A 20582-nucleotide genomic window follows, 5' to 3' on the forward strand; every position below is an offset into this window, starting at 1 on the left:
TGCGGGAGTGCAGGTGATTTCGGCGGAGTCGACGGAGCTTTTCGTCGGGCCGCCGGACGCGCCGCTGCAGGTGGCGCGGGTGAGCGTGAGCGGCGGCACCGAGCCGACGCTGGTCCGGGTCGGCGGCGACGGCCTGAGCGGACAGACGCTGGCACGCATCGGTGACGACGTCGTCGAGGTGCCTGTCGCCCTCGAGCATCCGGTCGTCGGCGAACGGCGGGCCGCGCAGGTGCACGTCGATGGCGGCAGCACCCCGTTCGCGTTCACCGTCGCCGAACCCGGCTGGACGATGTTCATGATCAGCCACTTCCACTACGACCCCGTGTGGTGGAACACCCAGGGCGCCTACACCAGCATGTGGCGACAGGATCCGCCGGGCAGGCGCCGCAACGGCTTCGAGCTGGTGCACGCGCACCTGGAGATGGCCCGGCGTGAACCCGAGTACAAATTCGTGCTCGCCGAAGTCGACTACCTCAAGCCGTACTGGGACACCTATCCCGAGGACCGCGCCGATCTGCGACGGCTGATCGCGCAAGGCCGGGTGGAGATCATGGGCGGCACCTACAACGAACCGAACACCAACCTCACCAGCCCGGAGACGACAATCCGAAACCTGGTGCACGGCATGGGCTTTCAGCGCGACGTGCTCGGGGGTAAGCCGGCCACCGCCTGGCAGCTCGACGTATTCGGCCACGATCCGCAGTTTGCGGGCATGGCCGCCGACGCGGGGCTGACATCGAGCTCGTGGGCCCGTGGACCGCACCATCAGTGGGGTCCCATGCACAGCGAGGTCGGCGTGGCGGGCATGCAGTTCTGCAGCGAGTTCGAATGGATCGCGCCGTCCGGGCGCGGGCTGCTCACCCATTACATGCCCGCGCACTACGGGGCTGGCTGGGGGATGGACGACGCGCCGTCGCTGGCGCAGGCCGAACAGGCGACCTACGGACTATTCGAAGAGTTGAAGAAGGTCGCCCTGACCCGCAACGTGCTACTACCCGTCGGCACCGACTACACCCCACCGAACAAGTGGGTCACCGAGATTCACCGGGACTGGGCTTCGCGCTACACCTGGCCGCGGTTCGTCTGCGCGCTGCCGAGTGAGTTCTTCGCCGCGGTGCGAACCGAATTAGACGCCCGTGCGCTGGCGCCGTCGCCGCAAACCCGGGACATGAACCCGATCTACACTGGCAAGGACGTGTCGTTCATCGACACCAAACAAGCCAACCGGGCCGCCGAGAACGCCGTCTTGGACGCCGAGAAGTTCGCGGTGTTCGCCGGGCTGCTGGCCGGCGCCGACTACCCGCAGGCGGCGCTGGCCAAGGCGTGGGTGCAGCTGGTCTATGGCGCGCACCATGACGCAATCACCGGCTCGGAGTCCGACCAGGTCTACCTCGACTTGCTGACCGGCTGGCGCGACGCGTGGGAGCTGGGCCGCGCGGCTCGCGACAACTCGCTGGCGCTGCTGTCTAGCGCGGTGGATGGCGATGTTGTCGTATGGAATCCGTTGGCGCACCACCGAACCGATGTGGCTACCGTCCGGCTTGCGGTTCCCGTCGGTCCCGGGGTGCGGGTGCTGGACCACGACGGCGCGGAGCTGCCCGCACTTGTCGAGCACGACGGACGATCGGTCAGCTGGCTGGCGCGCGATGTGGCCTCACTGGGTTGGCGGGCCTACCGGCTGGTCGCCGCCGATACCGTGACAGCATGGAAACCCTTGCGCGGCATGCAGATTGCGAACGATCACTACCGGCTCGCGGTCGACCCGGCCCGCGGCGGCGGGGTGTCGTCGCTGATGCACGACGGCAGGCAGCTGATCGCCGAGGGCCGGGTGGGCAACGAGCTAGCCGGTTACCAGGAATACCCGGCGCACCCCACCGGCGGCGAAGGCCCGTGGCACCTGCTGCCCAACGGGCCGGTGGTCAGCTCGTCGGAAAGCAAAGCGGAGGTACGGGCTTACCACAGCCCCCTGGGCCAGCGGCTGGTCATAGCGGGCCGGATCGGCGAGTTACTGCGCTATACCCAAACTTTGACGCTGTGGCACGGCGTCGACCGGGTGGACTGCAGCACCACGATCGACGACTTTGCCGACGCTGACCAGTTGTTGCGACTGCGCTGGCCATGCCCCGTGCCGGGCGCAATGCCGGTCAGCGAAGTCGGCGACGCCGTCGTCGGGCGCGGTTTCGCGTTGCTGCACAACCCTCATTCGGGCTCTCAATCCGTGGACACCGCCGATTACCCCTGGACGCTGGACAACCCGGCCTACGGCTGGTTCGGACTGTCCTCGGCGGCGCGGGTGCGCGTTGCAGACGGCGTGCGCGCGGTGTCGGTGGCCGAGGTGGTCGCTCCGACCGAGCCGATGGGCGGCCTGCTGGCGCGCGACCTGATGGTCGCGCTGGTGCGCGCCGGGGTCACGGCGACCTGCGGCAGCGCCGACAAGCCGCGATACGGCCACCTCGGCGTCGACTCGAACCTGCCGGACACCCGCATCGCGTTGGGCGGTCCGAGCCAGAACGCCTTCACCAAGGCCGTGCTGGCCGCCGCCGATCCGGTTTACACCGCCGAGGTCGAGCGGCAGCTTGCCGACACCGGCCGGGCCAGGGTGTGGGTGCCGGCCGCGGCGCCGTTGGCGGCCGGCTGGATCCCCGGCGCAGACCTGCGGGGTTTGCGGGCGCTGCCGGTGCTGGTGATCGCCAGTCGCGAGGACGCCGGTCTCGGGCCCGCGATCGCGGCGGTGGCCGACGACCTCGTCGACGCCGAGATCGCCGTCAGCCAGCACGCCCCGTCGGGCCTGCAGCGCTTCGAGCCGCATACGGTGGCGCTGCTCAACCGCGGTGTGCCCAGCTTCGCCGTCGAGACCGACGGCACGCTGCACACCGCGCTGATGCGGTCCTGCAGCGGCTGGCCGTCCGGCGTCTGGATCGACGAGCCGCGCCGCACCGCGCCCGACGGCTCGAACTTCCAGCTGCAGCATTGGACGCACGTCTTCGACTACGCGCTGGTCTGCGGCGCCGGCGATTGGCGGCACGCCGAGATCCCGGCCCGCAGCGCGGAGTTTTCCCACCCACTGCTGGCTGTGACGGCGCCCGGGCGATGCGGCGGGCTGCCGGTCACCGGTTCGCTGCTGCAGGTCGACCCGGCCGGCGCGGTGCAACTGGCCGCGCTCAAGGCGGCGGGCAACCCGCTGGCACGCGGCAGCGCCCAGCCCGTCGACCCGGGCCGCGTGGCCATCCGGCTGGTCGAAACCCGCGGAGGGGACGCTGATGTCGTCGTGCGCTCGCCGCTGGGCACGGTGTCCGAGCTGCATCCGGCCGACCTTCTGGAGCGGCCCCGGCCGAGATCTCGCAGTCGGCCTCTCGTCACGTTGCACGGCTACCAGATCTCCACCGCGCTGGCGCAGCTGACCGTGCCCCGGCTGCTCGACAGCGGCGACGCGGAGTTGGCGCCGCAGGCCGAGACCTCTGTGCCGCTGTATGCGCGGTACTGGCTGCACAACCGCGGGCCGGCCCCGCTCGGCGGGCTACCCGCGGTGGCCCACCTGCACCCGCACCGGCTGACCGCCGCCGCGGGCGCCGACATCTCGCTGCGCCTGACCGCGGTCAGCGACAGCTGCGACGCAGAGCTGGCCGGCACGGTCAGGCTGATATGCCCGCCCGGCTGGTCGGCCAGCCCCGCGGAGCTGCCCTTCACGCTGCCGTCCGGCCACCACGCGGAAGCCGACGTGCTGCTGACGATGCCCGCAGATGCCGATCCTGGCCGCTATCCCGTGCGGGCGCAGCTGCAGATCACCGGCGGTGACCTGCCACCTGCGTGGCGTCAGGTGGTCGAAGACGTGTGCATGATCTCGGTCGGCGGCGCTGACGACGGTGGGTTGCTGCAGTTGGTGGACGGGCCGGCCGACATCGCGGTGGCCGCGGGCGACTCGGCTCGGCTGACCGTCACCGTCGGCACCGACGCGTGCGCCGACCTCAGCTTGGAGGCCCACCTGATCAGCCCGTGGGGAACCTGGGAATGGGTTGGCCCGGCCACAGTCGGCGCGGTGCTGCCGGCCCGCGGCACCGTCGAACTCGGCTTCGACGTGAGCCCGCCGCCGTGGGTGGAACCCGGCCAGTGGTGGGCGCTGGTGCGGGTCGGCTGCGCCGGCCAACTGATGTACTCACCCGCGGCGAAGGTGGTGGTCCCGGGATGATCGAGATGCGATTGCCCGCCTCCTCCCCCCGCCGCGCGGGCGGCATCGTCGAGCGGGCGGCGACGGTCGGCGGTGTCCCGGTGCCGGTCGACGAGGTCGACGCACGTGAGGCACGGCTGCGCAGCGCTCATCAGGGCCCGCTGGCGACCGCGCTGCCGGCAACCGGCAGCAGCGAGGGCAGGCAACTGCGCCGGTGGCTGACTCAGCTGATCGTGACCGAGCGGGTGATCGCCGCGCAGGCCGCTGCCCTGGGGGTCACCGCGCACGGCGCGCCGGGCGAGGCGCAGCTGCTGCCGGACACCACGGCCCGGCTGGAGATCGGCAGTATTGCCGCGGCGGTGCTGTCGGACCCGCGCGCGCGGGCACTGTTTGCGCACATCACCGCCGCGGTCGACGTCAGCGACGACGACGTGGCGGGCTACCACCGCCGGAACCCGCTGCGGTTCGCCGCGACCGGTTCCGACCGCGACGGCTGGCGCACCCCGGCCGTCGTCGCCCCGCCGCTGTACCAGGTGCGCGCCGTGATCGCCGAGCACCTTCGGGCGGCCGCGCGGCGCCGAGCATTCCGGGTCTGGCTCGACGAGCGCCGCGCCGAGTTGGTCCGGCTGGAACCGGGATTCGAGCACCCCGGCGACCCGCGCCAGCCCGACAACACTCACCGGCACTGAGCGCCGAATGCTCACCCTGACCCTCGACATCGGCGGCACCAAGATCGCCGCCGGTCTCGTCGACGAGACCGGGGCGCTGGCGCATACCGTCATCCGGCCTACACCCAAAGGAGCAGGCGCAGAAGAGGTTTGGTCTTGGGTTCAGCAGATCATCGTCGACGCGGTGCGGGCCGCCAGCGGCGGGATCCACGGGGTCGGCATCGGCTCCGCCGGCCCCGTCGACCTGGCGACCGGGACGGTCAGCCCGATCAACATCGGGTGCTGGCGCGGCTTTGCGCTGCGCGAGCGGGTGGCCGCCGTCGTGCCGGGCGTGCCGGTGGTGCTTGCTGGCGACGGCGTGTGCATGGCACTCGGCGAGCACTGGCGTGGCGCCGGGCGTGGCGCCGGCTTCCTGCTCGGCATGGTGGTTTCCACCGGGGTCGGCGGTGGCCTGGTCCTCGACGGGGTGCCGTATCACGGGCGGACCGGCAACGCCGGCCACGTTGGCCATGTCATTGTCGAGCTCGACGGGCAGCTCTGCTCGTGCGGTGGTCACGGCTGCGTGGAGACCGTCGCAGCTGGGCCGCGGATGACGCGGTGGGCGTTGGCCAACGGCTGGGCGGGGCCGCCCGGCGCCGACGCCCTGATGCTGGCCGAAGCGGCCGGCGCCGGCGATGCGGTGGCACTGCGGGCGTTTCGCCGCGGCGCCGGCGCGCTGGCCGCGATGATCGCCTCGGTCGCGGCGGTGTGCGACCTGGACCGCGTCGTGCTCGGTGGCGGGGTGGCCAAGTCTGGCCGGACGCTGTTCGACCCGCTGCGCGAGGCGTTGGCCGGCTACGCGGGTTTGGACTTCATCCGGGGCGTGCAGGTGGTGCCGGCTGCGCTGGGCGGCGACGCCGGCCTGATCGGCGCGGCGGCACTCGTCTCACCTGCCAGGTGAGTCACTCGGCGCCAGGCGTCGCCCGCTTTGGCTGATAGCGGCGGGCCACGCTATTGTGGATCCCGATCCACCGAAGACCGTCGGTCACCGAGCAATCGGTTGAAGGTCCGGGAATTCCCGGCGGCCCACGCAGGAGGACGAGGCAGACTGTCGCCGGCTCGCGCCGACGCAGTGTTTACGCCCCGACCGCTTCCTGCGTCGGGGCGTTCGTCGTTTCCGGGCTCGACCCTTTAGGAGCCTCAAGGAGGTTGCATGGCCCGGGCTGATAAGGCCACCGCCGTTGCAGACATCGCCGAGCAGTTCAAGGTCGCCACTGCCACCGTGATCACCGATTACCGCGGTCTGTCTGTGGCCAATCTCGCTGAGCTGCGCCGGTCACTGGCCAGCTCGGCGACATACTCGGTCGCCAAGAACACGCTGATCAAGCGGGCCGCCTCGGAGGCGGGCGTCGAGGGACTCGACGAGCTGTTCGTCGGACCCACCGCGATCGCGTTCGTCAGCGGCGAGGCGGTCGACGCCGCCAAGGCCATCAAGACCTTCGCCAAGGAGCACAAGGCGCTGGTCATCAAGGGCGGCTACATGGACGGCCGCCCGCTGACCGTTGCTGAAGTCGAGCGCATCGCCGACCTGGAGTCGCGCGAGGTGCTGCTCGCCAAACTGGCCGGGGCAATGAAGGCCAACCTGTCGAAGGCCGCCGGGCTCTTCAACGCGCCGGCCTCGCAGATGGCCCGGCTCGCTGCCGCGCTACAGGAGAAGAAAGCCGCCGAAGCGCCCGCCGAAACCACGGAATAACCCCAAACCAATCAAGGAAGGACCCACACCATGTCCAAGTTGTCCACTGACGAACTGCTCGACGCGTTCAAAGAACTCACCCTGCTGGAGCTCTCGGAGTTCGTGAAGAAGTTCGAGGAGACCTTCGAGGTCACCGCGGCCGCCCCGGTCGCCGTCGCCGCCGCTCCTGGCGGGGCGGCTCCCGCTGCCGAGGCCGCCGAGGAGCAGTCCGAGTTCGACGTCATCCTCGAGGCCGCCGGTGACAAGAAGATCGGCGTCATCAAGGTGGTCCGTGAGATCGTTTCCGGCCTGGGCCTCAAGGAGGCCAAGGACCTGGTCGACGGCGCGCCCAAGCCGGTCCTGGAGAAGGCCCCGAAGGAGGCTGCCGAGGAGGCCAAGACCAAGCTCGAGGCCGCCGGCGCCACCGTCACCGTCAAGTAGTCGACCCAGCGATAGCCTCTACAGCCGCAACGGCTGCGGGGGTTTTCGCATTCTCAGCGTTTCGCCGGCACATGTGCGGACGCTCGATGGCGAAGCGCCGGTAGGCACGCTGCGCCACCAGCGAAAACAGCGTCCGCTCGGTCATCTCCGCGTCTAGACGCCGGTCCGCGGCGATCCGGTGCAACGCCGCGCCAACACCCAGCCGCTCCCAGAGTTGGTCGAGCAGCCACGCCCCGCCGAAGCGGCGCGCGTCCAGGATGTCGATCTCGCCAGTGAGCGGCCGCGATCGCCGGCGCCGGGTCCGAAAACCGCGAGATCGAGGCGACCAACCGGGCCGGCGCGTCGCAGTCCACGGCCTCGGCGCGGCCGAAGCTGTGGATCACCTTCGCCGAGGGCACCCCGTGATCGGGTGGCGTTCGCTGTGCGCCAGCTGCAGATACGACACCGTCGACCCGTCGCGGTTGCGTCGCTTCGTCTCCCGCAGGTACACACCTACACCGTCAGCGCATATTCGCTGATGAAGTCCAGTGACACGCCCTAAGTCGTGTGCCTACACGAATACGCTGTTTGGGTGACTCTGCAAGCCTCCTACCGGCACAATCGCTCCGCGCTACCCCGAAATGTGCCTACGAACGGCGGAAGTCGGGTCACGGACCTCGATCACCGACGGATCCGCCCTGTCGACCCGAACCCGCCCACGGACCCTTGCCCTTGCCCTTGCCGATGCGTATCCTACTTACCAGATCGGCGCCCTTCCGCGCTACCGGACGATGTATCTTCTCAACACGAATTGTCCCACACTGCAACGGCATTCATCGCTAACCCAGTATTCGCGGATTCGGGTCAGAGAGGACAGTAATGGGCATCTTCGGCCCGCTCCAGGCGGAACGCGCGCTCAGCGTGACGAGGTTGGGCAGCCGTATCGGCGCCCGAGTCGACGAAGTCCGGCTCGGGGGCGATCTCGACGTCGACACGGTCAACGAAATCCGCCGGGCGCTGCTGGACCACAAGGTGATCTTCTTCCGCGGCCAGCATCACCTGGACGACGATCAGCAACTTGCGTTCGCCAGCCTTTTGGGCACTCCGATCGGCCACCCCGCCGCACGATTCATCGCGGGCAGCCCGCCGATCATCACGCCGATCGACTCCGAGTACGGCAAGGCCACCCGCTGGCACGCCGACATGACGTTCGCCGCGAATTTCCCCAAGGCGTCGATCCTTCGCGCAGTCAGCCTGCCCAGCTACGGCGGGTCAACGCTGTGGGCGTCCACCGCGGCGGCCTACGCCGCGCTGCCCACGCCGCTCAAGCGGCTCACCGAGAACCTGCGGGCGGTGCACAGCAACCGCTTCGACTACGTCTACACCACGCCCGACGCCCCCACCGGCCTTCAGCGCGCGCTGCGGGAGTCATACGAAAAACCCGATTTCCGCACCGAACATCCTGTCGTGCAGGTACACCCCGAGACCGGTGAACGCACCCTGCTGGCAGGGGACTTTGTCGAGAAGTTATCCGGCTTGGACGTCTACGAGTCGCATGTGCTGCTCGAGTTGATACAACGGCGAATCACCGCGCCAGAGAACACTGTTCGATGGAGCTGGGAGTCGGGTGACGTTGTCGTCTGGGATAACCGGGCAACTCAGCACCGCGGCGTGGACGACTACGACGATCAGAGTCGGCTCATGCACCGGGTCACCTTGATGGGCGATGTGCCCGTCGACGTGCACGGGCAACAGAGCCGGGTGATCAGCGGCGCACTGCTGGAGCCGATCGCGGGCTGACCGGCGTGACCGGTCCTTGGCGGCTTGGTGACACCGAGCCCTGATTAGCTGCGCGGTCTACAACCCGCAGGAGGGCGAATGGCAGGACAACGTGCGGGACCGGGGAAAGCGCTCGGCATGCGGATCGATGCGTTCGACATGGGCCACGGCGGAACCCCGTCTGTGGAAGTCGTTGCACGTGCGGACAACCCCGACGCCGCCAGGGTGAAAAGGGTGCGGCCGCGCCGTATCTACGTCGGCTCTGATTTCGATCGGCTTTGCGTCGACTACCTCTGCACGTGTTGCTTGCCGTGCATCCGGATTCGGCGTAGATGTCAGCCCGGACGAGCTGCTGCTCAGAAATTTCGATAGGCGACCGCCGCTGTGGCCGCTTTGGAAAGGCACGCTACGAGACGATGTCGATGCGCTCAACAGCCCAACGGGAAGAACATCCCGAACAAGCGTTCCTCGCGGTCCTCAAGTTCGGTCGCGCCGACCGCTTCCCGCCACATGGCTGCTGTCTGCTGCCGCCAACGCAGCAGTGCGATAAGGGAAATGCGTGTTCGACCTGCTCCGTATTCCTCACTAACGCAAGCTGTTTAGAAACTCTGCAACGCCAATTCAACGAAACCGGTGCGCTTACCGAGCGCACCGCCGGGCAGGTAACGCAGCGTCACGGCAAGCCGATGCCCGACGATAACGTCTGGCTGGCCCAATGCAGTGGCTAGTGCAAAGCGCTGGCGGAAACTCATCGCGACGATGCGGCAACAACCCGTACGGGCGGTGTTTCGGTTGTTGCGTGAGATCGGCGCCCAGCTCGACATCACGGTCGTGATTGCCAGCGCGCTGGACGCCCCGCCGGAGCGACGACGGTGCTGGATCGACCGCGCCAGGACCCGGCTATCCGTTGGTAGCCTCGCGGCCATGACGACAACCAACGACAACCCGGCGAGTTTCGCCGCGGAAGACACCGACCAGTTCATCGCCCGGATGTCCGGCGCAATCGATAGCGCCTGCCTGGCGGTTCTCGCCAGCATCGGCCACCAGACCGGCTTGTTCGACGTCCTCGCCGACCTTCCGCCGGCCACCAGCGCCCATATCGCCGATGCCGCCGGCCTCAACGAACGATATGTGCGCGAATGGCTGGGCGGCGCGGCCGCCAGCGGCATCGTCGATTACGACCCGGCCGGGGCGACATATGTTCTGCCCGGCCACCGCGCCGCGGCGCTCACCCGGGCCGCCGGGACGAAAAACCTGGCCCGGATGGCCACAATGATTCCGATGATGGGTGAGGTCGAGCAGAAGATCATCGACTGCTTCCAGAAGGGTGGCGGGCTGCACTACAGCGAGTACCCTCGCTTTCACGCGATGATGGCCGAGGAAAGTGGCGCGGTATTCGACGCGGCGCTGACCGACGTGATCCTGCCGTTGGTCGACGGCCTGCCGGAACGGTTGCGTGCAGGTGCCGAAGTGGCTGACTTCGCCTGCGGCAGTGGACATGCAATCAACGTGATGGCACAGGCATTTCCGGCGAGCCGGTTCACCGGTGTGGACTTCTCCGAAGAAGGTGTCGCCAGGGCGACCGAGGAGGCCAAGCGGTTGGGCCTGGGCAACGCCGACTTCAAGCGTTGTGATCTGGTCGAGCTCGATCTCGCCGACGTCTACGACGTGATCACGGTGTTCGACGCGATCCACGACCAGGCCCATCCAGCACAAGTGCTGGCCAACATTTATCGCGCGCTGCGGCCCGGCGGAGTGTTCCTGATGGCTGACATCAAGGCGTCGAGCCAGCTGGAAGACAACATCGGCGTCCCGTTCGTCCCATTCCTCTACACCATCTCGACGATGCACTGCTTGCCGGTGTCGCTGGCCCGCGACGGCGCCGGGCTGGGCACGGTATGGGGACAGCAGCTGGCCACCGCGATGCTCGCCGAGGCCGGATTCAACGACGTGCGGACAGCCGAGGTCGAGGAAAACCCAGTCAACCTCTACTACATCGCCCGCAAAAACGCGCCACTCGAGTCCTGGGGCCGACCATAGGCTTTCAGGACGCGCCGGCTCCGCGTTGTGGTGGTCTAAGGCCTCGCGGAGTTGCTCTTATCCGCTAACCCGAAGTTACTGGAGCATCCCGGGTTTGATGCGCACCTCGTTTTGTGTGACCGGGGGTGTCCGATCTGACGGTGAGCGTAGTACCTGAATGCGCCAAGGCGGTCAGCTTGCCCCATGATCCATTTTCCTGGTGCCGACTCCCGCCGCCTTTAGCGCGCTCCGGCCCCGCAGGTGGCTGTCAAGCGTAGTTTGCTTGACGGCACCGAGGACCGGAGCATGCTTGGCGCATGGCGGAATCGACGAAACCCTTTGGGGCACAATTGCGCCGCTTACGTTGGTAAGAGGCGTGTGTAGTACTCGGCCTCGACTTCTGCGGGTGGGCGCCGGCCAAGGCGGTGCATGAGCCTGCGCTCGTTGTACCGCTCACCCATGCCGAGGTCATGTTCTCCAAGTCGGCCAGGGTGTCGATAGGCCCGCTGCGAAACGGGGAACCCTCGCGCAGTCGCCCCTGACGTGACGGAATTGCCGCCGATTATTGAATTTGAGGCGATAGCCGCACTAGGCGACTCCGCTGAGGCCCGTGCGCTACAGTGACTCATGCCACAAGCTGGGCTTGGGCTGCGGCGAGCGGGACGGTTTCGCATGGGTATCGGTATCCAAGTTGAGGGGCTGACGAAGTCCTTCGGCCCTCAGCGAATCTGGGAAGACGTCACGATGGACATCCCGGAGGGCGAGGTCAGCGTGCTGCTGGGCCCGTCGGGTACCGGTAAGTCGGTATTTTTGAAGTCGCTGATCGGGCTGCTGCGCCCGGAGCGTGGTTCGATCATCGTCGACGGCACCGACATCACCGAGTGCTCGGCCAAGGAGCTCTACGAGATCCGCACGCTGTTCGGGGTGATGTTTCAGGACGGCGCCCTGTTCGGGTCGATGAACCTGTATGACAACACCGCGTTCCCGCTGCGTGAGCACACCAAGAAAAAGGAAGGCGAGATCCGTGACATCGTCATGGAGAAGCTGGAAATGGTGGGCCTGGGCGGGGATGAGAAGAAGTTCCCCGGTGAGATCTCCGGTGGTATGCGCAAACGCGCCGGGTTGGCCCGTTCGCTGGTGTTAGACCCGCAGATCATCCTGTGTGACGAGCCGGACTCGGGTCTGGACCCGGTCCGCACCGCCTATCTGAGCCAGCTGCTCATCGACATCAACGCGCAGATCGACTGCACGATCTTGATCGTCACGCACAACATCAACATCGCCCGCACGGTGCCAGACAACATGGGCATGCTGTTCCGCCGCAAGCTGGTGATGTTCGGTCCGCGCGAAGTGTTGTTGACCAGCGACGAACCGGTTGTCAAGCAGTTCCTCAATGGGCGGCGTATCGGGCCGATCGGCATGTCGGAGGAAAAGGACGAGGCCACCATGGCCGAGGAGCAGGCCCACCTGGAGGCCGGTCATGTCGACGGCGGTGTCGAGGAGATCGTGGGCGTGCCGCCGCAGATCATCGCCACCCCCGGTATGCCGGAGCGCAAGGCCGTCGGCCGTCGCCAAGCCCGGGTCCGGGAGAACCTGCACCTGCTGCCCAAGAGGGCGCAAGAAGCCATCCTCGAATCGCTCGAGGGCAACGGCCAACAACGAGTGCAGGACTACGACGCCGCCGCCCGCCATCGTGGCGACGACGCGGACACCGCATCGATCCCCACCCAGCGCGGCTACTGAGGTCGGCCCCTGGACGTCGCTATCCGAGAGGAGTTATCCACCACCTCGGCGCGTCACCTCTTGACGGAAACGCCCGAAGAGGCCAGTCTGTTGGGCAGCATGCGTGAACGGGTAGATATAGACGCCAGCCAGCGCCGAGATCCCCGAACACGGTAGTTGAGGAATGCGCAGTCCTGCGCTATTGTTGGACGTTGCGCTGGCTGCTTCCTGCCTATCTCACCCGCCACCTGACACCGTGGTCCTAGCCTGAGCCCATTTCCGGCTCAGCGGTCTAGCTGTGTGCGTGCGATTTGGACAGAACGTCCGCCAGCCGAACCGACACAGTCATAGCGGCGAACAGGTCCGGTGGCCCGGCATCCGTTGGTCGCACTAGGTGCTGGAAGGACGCATCTTGGCAGTCTCCCGCCAAAGCAAGAAAACCCCTCTAAGTTCTCAAGGTTCCGCCTCCTCTTACAGCTCTGTTCCGGGAGCTCCTGACCGGATTTCCTTCGCCAAACTGCGCGAACCACTCGAGGTGCCCGGTCTGCTGGACGTGCAGACCGACTCGTTCGAGTGGCTGATCGGTGCGCCGCGCTGGCGCGAGGCCGCCGCGGCCCGTGGCGGGAGCGCCGGTGGGGTGAACCCGATCGGAGGCCTTGAAGAGGTGCTCTACGAGTTGTCGCCAATCGAGGACTTCTCCGGATCGATGTCGCTGTCGTTCTCCGATCCGCGCTTCGACGAAGTCAAGGCGCCGGTCGACGAGTGCAAAGACAAGGACATGACCTACGCGGCCCCGCTGTTCGTGACCGCCGAGTTCATCAACAACAACACCGGTGAGATCAAGAGCCAGACGGTGTTCATGGGCGATTTCCCGATGATGACCGAGAAGGGCACCTTCATCATCAACGGGACCGAGCGTGTGGTGGTCAGCCAGCTGGTCCGCTCGCCCGGCGTGTATTTCGACGAAAGCATCGACAAGTCGACGGAGAAGCTGCTGCACAGCGTCAAGGTGATCCCCAGCCGCGGCGCCTGGCTGGAGTTCGACGTTGACAAGCGCGACACCGTCGGCGTGCGCATCGACCGCAAGCGCCGTCAGCCGGTCACCGTGCTGCTCAAGGCGCTGGGCTGGACCGCCGGGCAGATCAGGGACCGCTTCGGCTTCTCCGAGATCATGATGGCGACGCTGGAGAAGGACAACACCGCCGGCACCGACGAAGCGCTGCTGGACATCTACCGCAAGCTTCGTCCGGGCGAGCCGCCGACCAAGGAGTCGGCGCAGAACCTGCTGGAGAACCTGTTCTTCAAGGAGAAGCGTTACGACCTGGCCCGCGTCGGTCGCTACAAGGTCAACAAGAAGCTGGGGCTGAGCGCAACGCCGGCCGAGACTACCTCGACGACGCTGACCGAAGAGGACGTCGTCGCGACCATCGAATACCTGGTGCGTCTGCACCACGCCTCTCAGGATGGCCAGGCTCGTGTTATGACCGTCCCCGGCGGCGTCGAGGTGCCGGTGGAGACCGACGACATCGACCACTTCGGCAACCGTCGGTTGCGCACGGTCGGTGAGCTGATCCAGAACCAGATCCGGGTCGGCATGTCCCGGATGGAGCGGGTGGTCCGCGAGCGGATGACCACCCAGGATGTCGAGGCGATCACGCCGCAGACCCTGATCAACATCCGGCCGGTGGTCGCAGCGATCAAGGAGTTCTTCGGCACCAGCCAGCTCTCCCAGTTCATGGACCAGAACAACCCCCTGTCCGGGCTCACCCACAAGCGGCGGCTCTCCGCGCTGGGCCCTGGCGGTCTGTCCCGGGAGCGTGCCGGACTGGAGGTCCGCGACGTGCACCCCAGCCACTACGGCCGGATGTGCCCGATCGAGACCCCGGAAGGACCGAACATCGGCCTGATCGGGTCGCTGTCGGTGTACGCGCGGGTCAACCCGTTCGGCTTCATCGAGACGCCGTACCGCAAGGTGGTCGGCGGCGTGGTCACCGACCAGATCGAGTACCTCACCGCCGACGAGGAGGACCGCCATGTCGTCGCGCAGGCCAACTCGCCGCTCGACGACGACGGCCGGTTCACCGAGGCCCGGGTGCTGGTCCGCCGCAAGGCCGGCGAGGTCGAATACGTGTCGTCCGCCGAGGTGGACTACATGGACGTCTCGCCGCGCCAGATGGTCTCGGTGGCCACCGCGATGATCCCGTTCCTCGAGCACGACGACGCCAACCGCGCCCTGATGGGGGCCAACATGCAGCGCCAGGCGGTTCCGCTGGTGCGCAGCGAGGCACCGCTGGTGGGCACCGGAATGGAGTTGCGCGCCGCGATCGACGCCGGCGACGTCGTGGTCGCCGACAAGGGCGGTGTGATCGAGGAGGTGTCGGCCGACTACCTCACGGTGATGGCCGACGACGGCACCCGGCAGACCTACCGGATGCGCAAGTTCGCCCGGTCCAACCACGGCACCTGCGCCAACCAGCGCCCGATCGTGGATGCCGGCGAGCGGGTGGAAGCCGGCCAGGTGGTCGCCGACGGGCCGTGCACCGAGAACGGTGAGATGGCGCTGGGCAAGAACCTGCTGGTGGCGATCATGCCGTGGGAAGGTCACAACTACGAGGACGCAATCATCCTGTCCAACCGTCTGGTCGAGGAGGACGTGCTGACCTCGATTCACATCGAGGAGCACGAGATCGACGCCCGCGACACCAAGCTGGGCGCCGAGGAAATCACCCGGGACATCCCGAACGTCTCCGACGAGGTGCTGGCCGACCTCGACGAGCGCGGCATCGTGCGCATCGGCGCCGAGGTCCGCGACGGCGACATCCTGGTCGGCAAGGTCACGCCGAAGGGGGAGACCGAGCTGACCCCGGAGGAGCGGCTGCTGCGTGCGATCTTCGGGGAGAAGGCCCGCGAGGTCCGCGACACCTCCCTGAAGGTGCCGCACGGCGAATCCGGCAAGGTGATCGGCATCCGGGTGTTCTCCCGCGAGGACGACGACGAGTTGCCGGCCGGCGTCAACGAGCTGGTCCGCGTCTACGTGGCCCAGAAACGCAAGATCTCCGACGGCGACAAGCTGGCCGGCCGCCACGGCAACAAGGGCGTGATCGGCAAGATCTTGGCCGTCGAGGACATGCCGTTCCTGCCGGACGGCACGCCGGTGGACATCATCTTGAACACCCACGGTGTGCCGCGACGGATGAACATCGGCCAGATCCTCGAGACGCACCTGGGCTGGTGCGCGCACAGCGGGTGGAAGGTCGACGGGAAGCCGGACTGGGCTGTCAACCTGCCCGAGGAGCTGCTGGAGGCCGAGCCGAACAACATCGTCTCGACCCCGGTGTTCGACGGCGCCAAGGAAGACGAGCTGCAGGGTCTGCTGGCCTCGACGCTGCCCAACCGCGACGGCGACGTGCTGGTCGACAGCGACGGCAAAGCGGTGCTGTTCGACGGCCGCAGCGGCGAGCCGTTCCCGTACCCGGTGACCGTTGGCTTCATGTACATCATGAAGCTGCACCACCTGGTGGACGACAAGATCCACGCCCGCTCCACCGGCCCGTACTCGATGATCACCCAGCAGCCGCTGGGCGGTAAGGCGCAGTTCGGTGGCCAGCGGTTCGGTGAGATGGAGTGCTGGGCCATGCAGGCCTACGGCGCGGCGTACACGCTGCAGGAGCTGTTGACCATCAAGTCCGACGACACGGTCGGGCGGGTCAAGGTGTACGAGGCGATCGTCAAGGGCGAGAACATCCCCGAGCCGGGCATCCCCGAGTCGTTCAAGGTGCTGCTCAAGGAGCTGCAGTCGCTGTGCCTCAACGTCGAGGTGCTGTCGTCCGACGGCGCGGCCATCGAGATGCGCGACGGCGATGACGAGGACCTGGAACGCGCGGCGGCGAACCTGGGAATCAACTTGTCCCGCAACGAATCCGCGTCAGTTGAAGATTTGGCCTGACGATGAGCGCTCGCGCGAAGCGCAATTGAATTCAGTGTTTTCTAGTCCCGAAAGGGGAAAGGGAGTTACGTGTTAGACGTCAACTTCTTCGATGAAGTCCGCATTGGTCTGGCGACCGCGGAGGACATCCGGCAATGGTCTTACGGCGAAGTCAAGAAGCCGGAGACGATCAACTACCGCACGCTGAAGCCGGAGAAGGACGGCCTGTTTTGCGAGAAGATCTTCGGACCCACTCGCGACTGGGAGTGCTACTGCGGCAAGTACAAGCGCGTGCGCTTCAAGGGCATCATCTGCGAGCGCTGCGGTGTCGAGGTGACGCGCGCCAAGGTGCGTCGTGAGCGGATGGGCCACATCGAGCTGGCCGCGCCGGTGACCCACATCTGGTACTTCAAGGGTGTGCCTTCGCGGTTGGGTTACCTGCTCGACCTGGCGCCGAAGGATCTGGAGAAGATCATCTACTTCGCCGCCTACGTCATCACCGCCGTCGACGACGAGATGCGCCACAACGAGCTGTCCACGCTGGAGGCCGAAATGGTCGTGGAGCGCAAGGCTGTTGAGGACCAGCGCGACGCCGACCTGGAGGCGCGCGCGCAGAAGCTGGAAGCCGACCTGGCCGAGCTGGAAGCAGAGGGCGCGAAAGCCGATGCGCGCCGCAAGGTCCGTGACGGCGGCGAGCGGGAGATGCGCCAGCTGCGCGATCGCGCGCAGCGCGAGCTGGATCGGCTGGAGGAGATCTGGACCACCTTCACCAAGCTGGCTCCCAAGCAGCTGATCGTCGACGAGAACCTCTACAGGGAACTCGTCGACCGCTACGGCGAGTACTTCACCGGCGCCATGGGCGCGGAGTCGATCCAGAAGCTCATCGAGAACTTCGACATCGACGCCGAGGCCGAGACGTTGCGTGATGTCATCCGAAACGGCAAGGGGCAGAAGAAGCTTCGCGCACTCAAGCGGCTCAAGGTGGTCGCCGCATTCCAGACGAACCGCAACTCGCCGATGGGCATGGTGCTCGACGCGGTCCCGGTGATCCCGCCGGAACTGCGGCCGATGGTCCAGCTCGACGGTGGCCGGTTTGCCACCAGCGACCTCAACGACCTGTACCGCCGGGTGATCAACCGCAACAACCGGCTCAAGAGGCTGATCGACCTCGGCGCGCCCGAGATCATCGTCAACAACGAGAAGCGGATGCTGCAAGAGTCCGTCGACGCGCTGTTCGACAACGGCCGTCGCGGCCGCCCGGTCACCGGGCCGGGCAACCGTCCGCTGAAATCGCTTTCGGATCTGCTCAAAGGAAAGCAGGGCCGGTTCCGGCAGAACCTGCTCGGTAAGCGTGTCGACTACTCGGGCCGTTCGGTCATCGTGGTCGGCCCGCAGCTCAAGCTGCACCAGTGCGGTCTGCCCAAGCTGATGGCCCTCGAGCTGTTCAAGCCGTTCGTGATGAAGCGGCTTGTTGACCTCAACCACGCGCAGAACATCAAGAGCGCCAAGCGGATGGTGGAACGACAGCGTCCGCAGGTGTGGGATGTGCTCGAAGAAGTCATCGCCGAGCACCCGGTGCTGCTGAACCGCGCACCGACCCTGCACCGGCTCGGTATCCAGGCCTTCGAGCCGATGCTGGTGGAAGGCAAGGCCATTCAGCTGCACCCGTTGGTGTGTGAGGCGTTCAACGCCGACTTCGACGGCGATCAGATGGCCGTGCACCTGCCTTTGAGCGCAGAGGCGCAGGCCGAGGCCCGCATCCTGATGCTGTCTTCCAACAACATCCTGTCGCCGGCTTCGGGTCGCCCATTGGCCATGCCGCGACTGGACATGGTGACCGGGCTGTACTTCCTGACCACCGAGATCGCAGGCGACACCGGCGAATACCAGCCGGCCGCCACGGACCGTCCGGAGTCCGGGGTGTACGCCTCGCCGGCCGAGGCCATCATGGCGATGGACCGTGGTGCGTTGAGCGTGCGCGCCAAGATCAAGGTGCGGCTCTCTGAGCTGCGCCCGCCGGTAGAGCTTGAGACCGAGCTGTTCGGCCAAAACGGTTGGCAGCCCGGTGATTCCTGGATTGCCGAGACCACGCTGGGCCGGGTGATGTTCAACGAGCTGCTGCCGATCGGGTATCCGTTCGTGAACAAGCAGATGCACAAGAAGGTGCAGGCGGCGATCATCAACGACCTGGCCGAGCGCTACCCGATGATCGTGGTCGCCCAGACCGTCGACAAGCTCAAGGACGCCGGCTTCCACTGGGCCACCCGCTCGGGTGTCACGGTGTCGATGGCGGACGTGCTGGTGCCGCCGGGCAAGCAGGAGATCCTGGACGCCTATGAGGAGCGCGCCGACAAGGTCGAAAAGCAGTTCCAGCGTGGTGCTTTGAACCGCGACGAGCGCAACGAGGCGCTGGTGGAGATCTGGAAGGAAGCCACCGACGAGGTGGGTGAGGCGTTGCGCGAGCACTACCCGAGCGACAACCCGATCATCACGATCGTCGACTCCGGCGCCACCGGTAACTTCACCCAGACCCGGGCGCTGGCCGGCATGAAGGGTCTGGTGACCAACCCGAAGGGTGAGTTCATCCCGCGGCCGATCAAGTCGTCGTTCCGCGAGGGACTGACGGTGCTGGAGTACTTCATCAACACCCACGGCGCCCGAAAGGGTCTGGCGGACACCGCGTTGCGCACCGCCGACTCGGGTTACCTGACGCGTCGTCTGGTCGACGTGAGCCAAGACGTCATCGTCCGCGAGGCCGACTGCGGCACCGAGCGCGGCATCGTCGTCGAGCTGGCCCAGCGGCAGCCCTCTGTTGATGGCAAGGCCACGCTGATCCGCGACCCGTTCATCGAAACCTCGGCGTATGCACGGACATTGGGCACCGACGCGGTGGACGAGGAGGGCAACGTCGTCATCGCGCGTGGACACGACCTTGGCGACCCGGAGATCGAAGCGCTGCTGGCCGCCGGTATCACGCAGGTCAAGGTGCGTTCGGTGCTGACCTGCACCACCGGCACCGGGGTCTGCGCGACCTGCTACGGGCGGTCGATGGCCACCGGCAAGCTGGTCGACATCGGCGAAGCCGTCGGCATCGTGGCCGCCCAGTCTATCGGCGAGCCCGGCACGCAGCTGACCATGCGCACCTTCCACCAGGGTGGTGTCGGTGAGGACATCACCGGTGGTTTGCCCCGGGTGCAGGAGCTGTTCGAGGCCCGGGTGCCGCGCGGCAAGGCGCCAATCGCCGACGTCACCGGCCGGGTGCGGCTGGATGAGGGCGAGCGCTTCTACAAGATCACCATCGTCCCCGACGACGGTGGCGAGGAAGTGGTCTACGACAAGCTCTCCAAGCGGCAACGCCTGCGGGTGTTCAAGCACGAGGACGGTAGCGAGCGGCTGCTCGCCGATGGCGACCACGTCGAGGTGGGCCAGCAGCTGATGGAAGGCTCCGCCGACCCGCACGAAGTGCTGCGTGTGCAGGGCCCCCGCGAGGTGCAGATCCATCTCACCAAGGAGGTCCAGGAGGTCTATCGGGCGCAGGGCGTGTCGATCCACGACAAGCACATCGAGGTGATCGTCCGGCAGATGCTGCGCCGGGTGACCATCATCGACTCGGGCGCAACAGAGTTTCTGCCCGGCTCACTGATCGACCGCGCGGAGTTCGAGGCCGAGAACCGTCGAGTGGTGGCCGAGAGCGGCGAGCCCGCCGCCGGTCGTCCGGTGTTGATGGGTATCACCAAGGCGTCGCTGGCCACCGACTCGTGGCTGAGCGCGGCGTCGTTCCAGGAGACCACGCGAGTGCTGACCGATGCGGCGATCAACTGCCGCAGCGACCGTCTCAACGGTCTGAAGGAGAACGTGATCATCGGGAAGTTGATCCCGGCCGGTACCGGCATCAACCGCTACCGCAACATTCAGGTTCAGCCGACCGAGGAGGCCCGCGCCGCGGCGTACACGATCCCGTCCTACGAGGATCAGTACTACAGCCCAGACTTCGGCCAGGCCACCGGTGCTGCGGTTCCGCTGGACGACTACGGCTACTCCGACTACCGGTAGTTCTCTGTAAGCGCGAGCAGACGCAGAATCGCACGCCAGGTGCCCTGGCGATGCGATTCTGCGCCTGCTCATTGCGCAACCCCCAGGCTGGATAGCCGGTTCCGGTTATCCGTCGCATGC

General features: G+C 66.9%; 11 protein-coding genes and 2 pseudogenes. 10 read left to right on the forward strand and 3 right to left on the reverse strand.

Annotation, left to right across the window (positions count from 1 at the left end):
- The first annotated feature begins 7 nt into the window (after positions 1-7).
- The 5 genes from M5I08_RS03360 to rplL all read left to right on the forward strand — a co-directional run bounded on the left by M5I08_RS03360 (position 8) and on the right by rplL (position 6985).
- A complete protein-coding gene (locus M5I08_RS03360; protein ID WP_219067421.1) occupies positions 8-4186 on the forward strand; it encodes a glycoside hydrolase family 38 N-terminal domain-containing protein in 4179 nt (1392 codons plus the stop codon).
- 5 nt (positions 4187-4191) lie between these two features.
- A complete protein-coding gene (locus tag M5I08_RS03365) occupies positions 4192-4854 on the forward strand; it encodes a DUF7158 domain-containing protein (RefSeq protein ID WP_219067444.1) in 663 nt (220 codons plus the stop codon).
- Between the two features lie 7 nt (positions 4855-4861).
- The gene (locus M5I08_RS03370; RefSeq protein WP_219067422.1) at positions 4862-5773 is read left to right on the forward strand and encodes an ROK family protein; all 912 of its coding nucleotides are present in this window, start codon (positions 4862-4864) and stop codon (positions 5771-5773) included.
- A gap of 252 nt (positions 5774-6025) precedes the next feature.
- Positions 6026-6565 (forward strand): 50S ribosomal protein L10, encoded by a 540-nt coding sequence (rplJ, locus tag M5I08_RS03375; RefSeq protein ID WP_219067423.1) that lies wholly within the window; start codon positions 6026-6028, stop codon positions 6563-6565.
- A 30-nt stretch (positions 6566-6595) separates the two neighbouring features.
- Positions 6596-6985 carry a 50S ribosomal protein L7/L12 gene (rplL, locus tag M5I08_RS03380; protein ID WP_219067424.1) on the forward strand — a complete coding sequence of 130 codons (390 nt, stop codon included), beginning with the start codon at positions 6596-6598 and terminating at the stop codon, positions 6983-6985.
- Between the two features lie 103 nt (positions 6986-7088).
- Here rplL and M5I08_RS27250 read toward each other — a convergent pair.
- Positions 7089-7475: pseudogene (locus M5I08_RS27250) on the reverse strand (IS1634 family transposase N-terminal domain-related protein); the annotation flags it as partial.
- A 368-nt stretch (positions 7476-7843) separates the two neighbouring features.
- On the opposite strand from M5I08_RS27250, the gene M5I08_RS03385 reads away from it, so the two are divergent.
- Positions 7844-8764, forward strand: a complete 921-nt coding sequence (locus M5I08_RS03385) for a TauD/TfdA dioxygenase family protein (RefSeq protein ID WP_219067425.1) — start codon at positions 7844-7846, stop codon at positions 8762-8764.
- A 578-nt stretch (positions 8765-9342) separates the two neighbouring features.
- Here the strand turns inward: M5I08_RS03385 and M5I08_RS03390 are convergent.
- Positions 9343-9495 (reverse strand): hypothetical protein, encoded by a 153-nt coding sequence (locus M5I08_RS03390; RefSeq protein WP_219067426.1) that lies wholly within the window; start codon positions 9493-9495, stop codon positions 9343-9345.
- 172 nt (positions 9496-9667) lie between these two features.
- Between M5I08_RS03390 and M5I08_RS03395 the strand changes: the two genes are divergently transcribed.
- Positions 9668-10783 carry a class I SAM-dependent methyltransferase gene (locus M5I08_RS03395; protein ID WP_219067445.1) on the forward strand — a complete coding sequence of 372 codons (1116 nt, stop codon included), beginning with the start codon at positions 9668-9670 and terminating at the stop codon, positions 10781-10783.
- Between the two features lie 338 nt (positions 10784-11121).
- On the opposite strand, the pseudogene M5I08_RS03400 reads toward M5I08_RS03395, so the two are convergent.
- Positions 11122-11294: pseudogene (locus M5I08_RS03400) on the reverse strand (IS3-like element ISMyma10 family transposase); the annotation flags it as partial.
- 140 nt (positions 11295-11434) lie between these two features.
- Here M5I08_RS03400 and M5I08_RS03405 point away from each other — a divergent pair.
- From M5I08_RS03405 to M5I08_RS03415, 3 genes are all read left to right on the forward strand, one after another.
- On the forward strand, positions 11435-12505 hold the full coding sequence (locus M5I08_RS03405) for an ABC transporter ATP-binding protein (RefSeq protein ID WP_219067427.1): 1071 nt from the start codon (positions 11435-11437) through the stop codon (positions 12503-12505).
- 391 nt (positions 12506-12896) lie between these two features.
- Positions 12897-16430 carry a DNA-directed RNA polymerase subunit beta gene (gene rpoB, locus M5I08_RS03410; protein ID WP_219067428.1) on the forward strand — a complete coding sequence of 1178 codons (3534 nt, stop codon included), beginning with the start codon at positions 12897-12899 and terminating at the stop codon, positions 16428-16430.
- Between the two features lie 69 nt (positions 16431-16499).
- Positions 16500-20462, forward strand: a complete 3963-nt coding sequence (locus tag M5I08_RS03415; protein WP_219067429.1) for a DNA-directed RNA polymerase subunit beta' — start codon at positions 16500-16502, stop codon at positions 20460-20462.
- Positions 20463-20582 lie beyond the last annotated feature (120 nt).

Source organism: Candidatus Mycobacterium methanotrophicum, assembly GCF_023515995.1.
GTDB classification, from domain to species: Bacteria; Actinomycetota; Actinomycetes; order Mycobacteriales; family Mycobacteriaceae; genus Mycobacterium; species Mycobacterium methanotrophicum.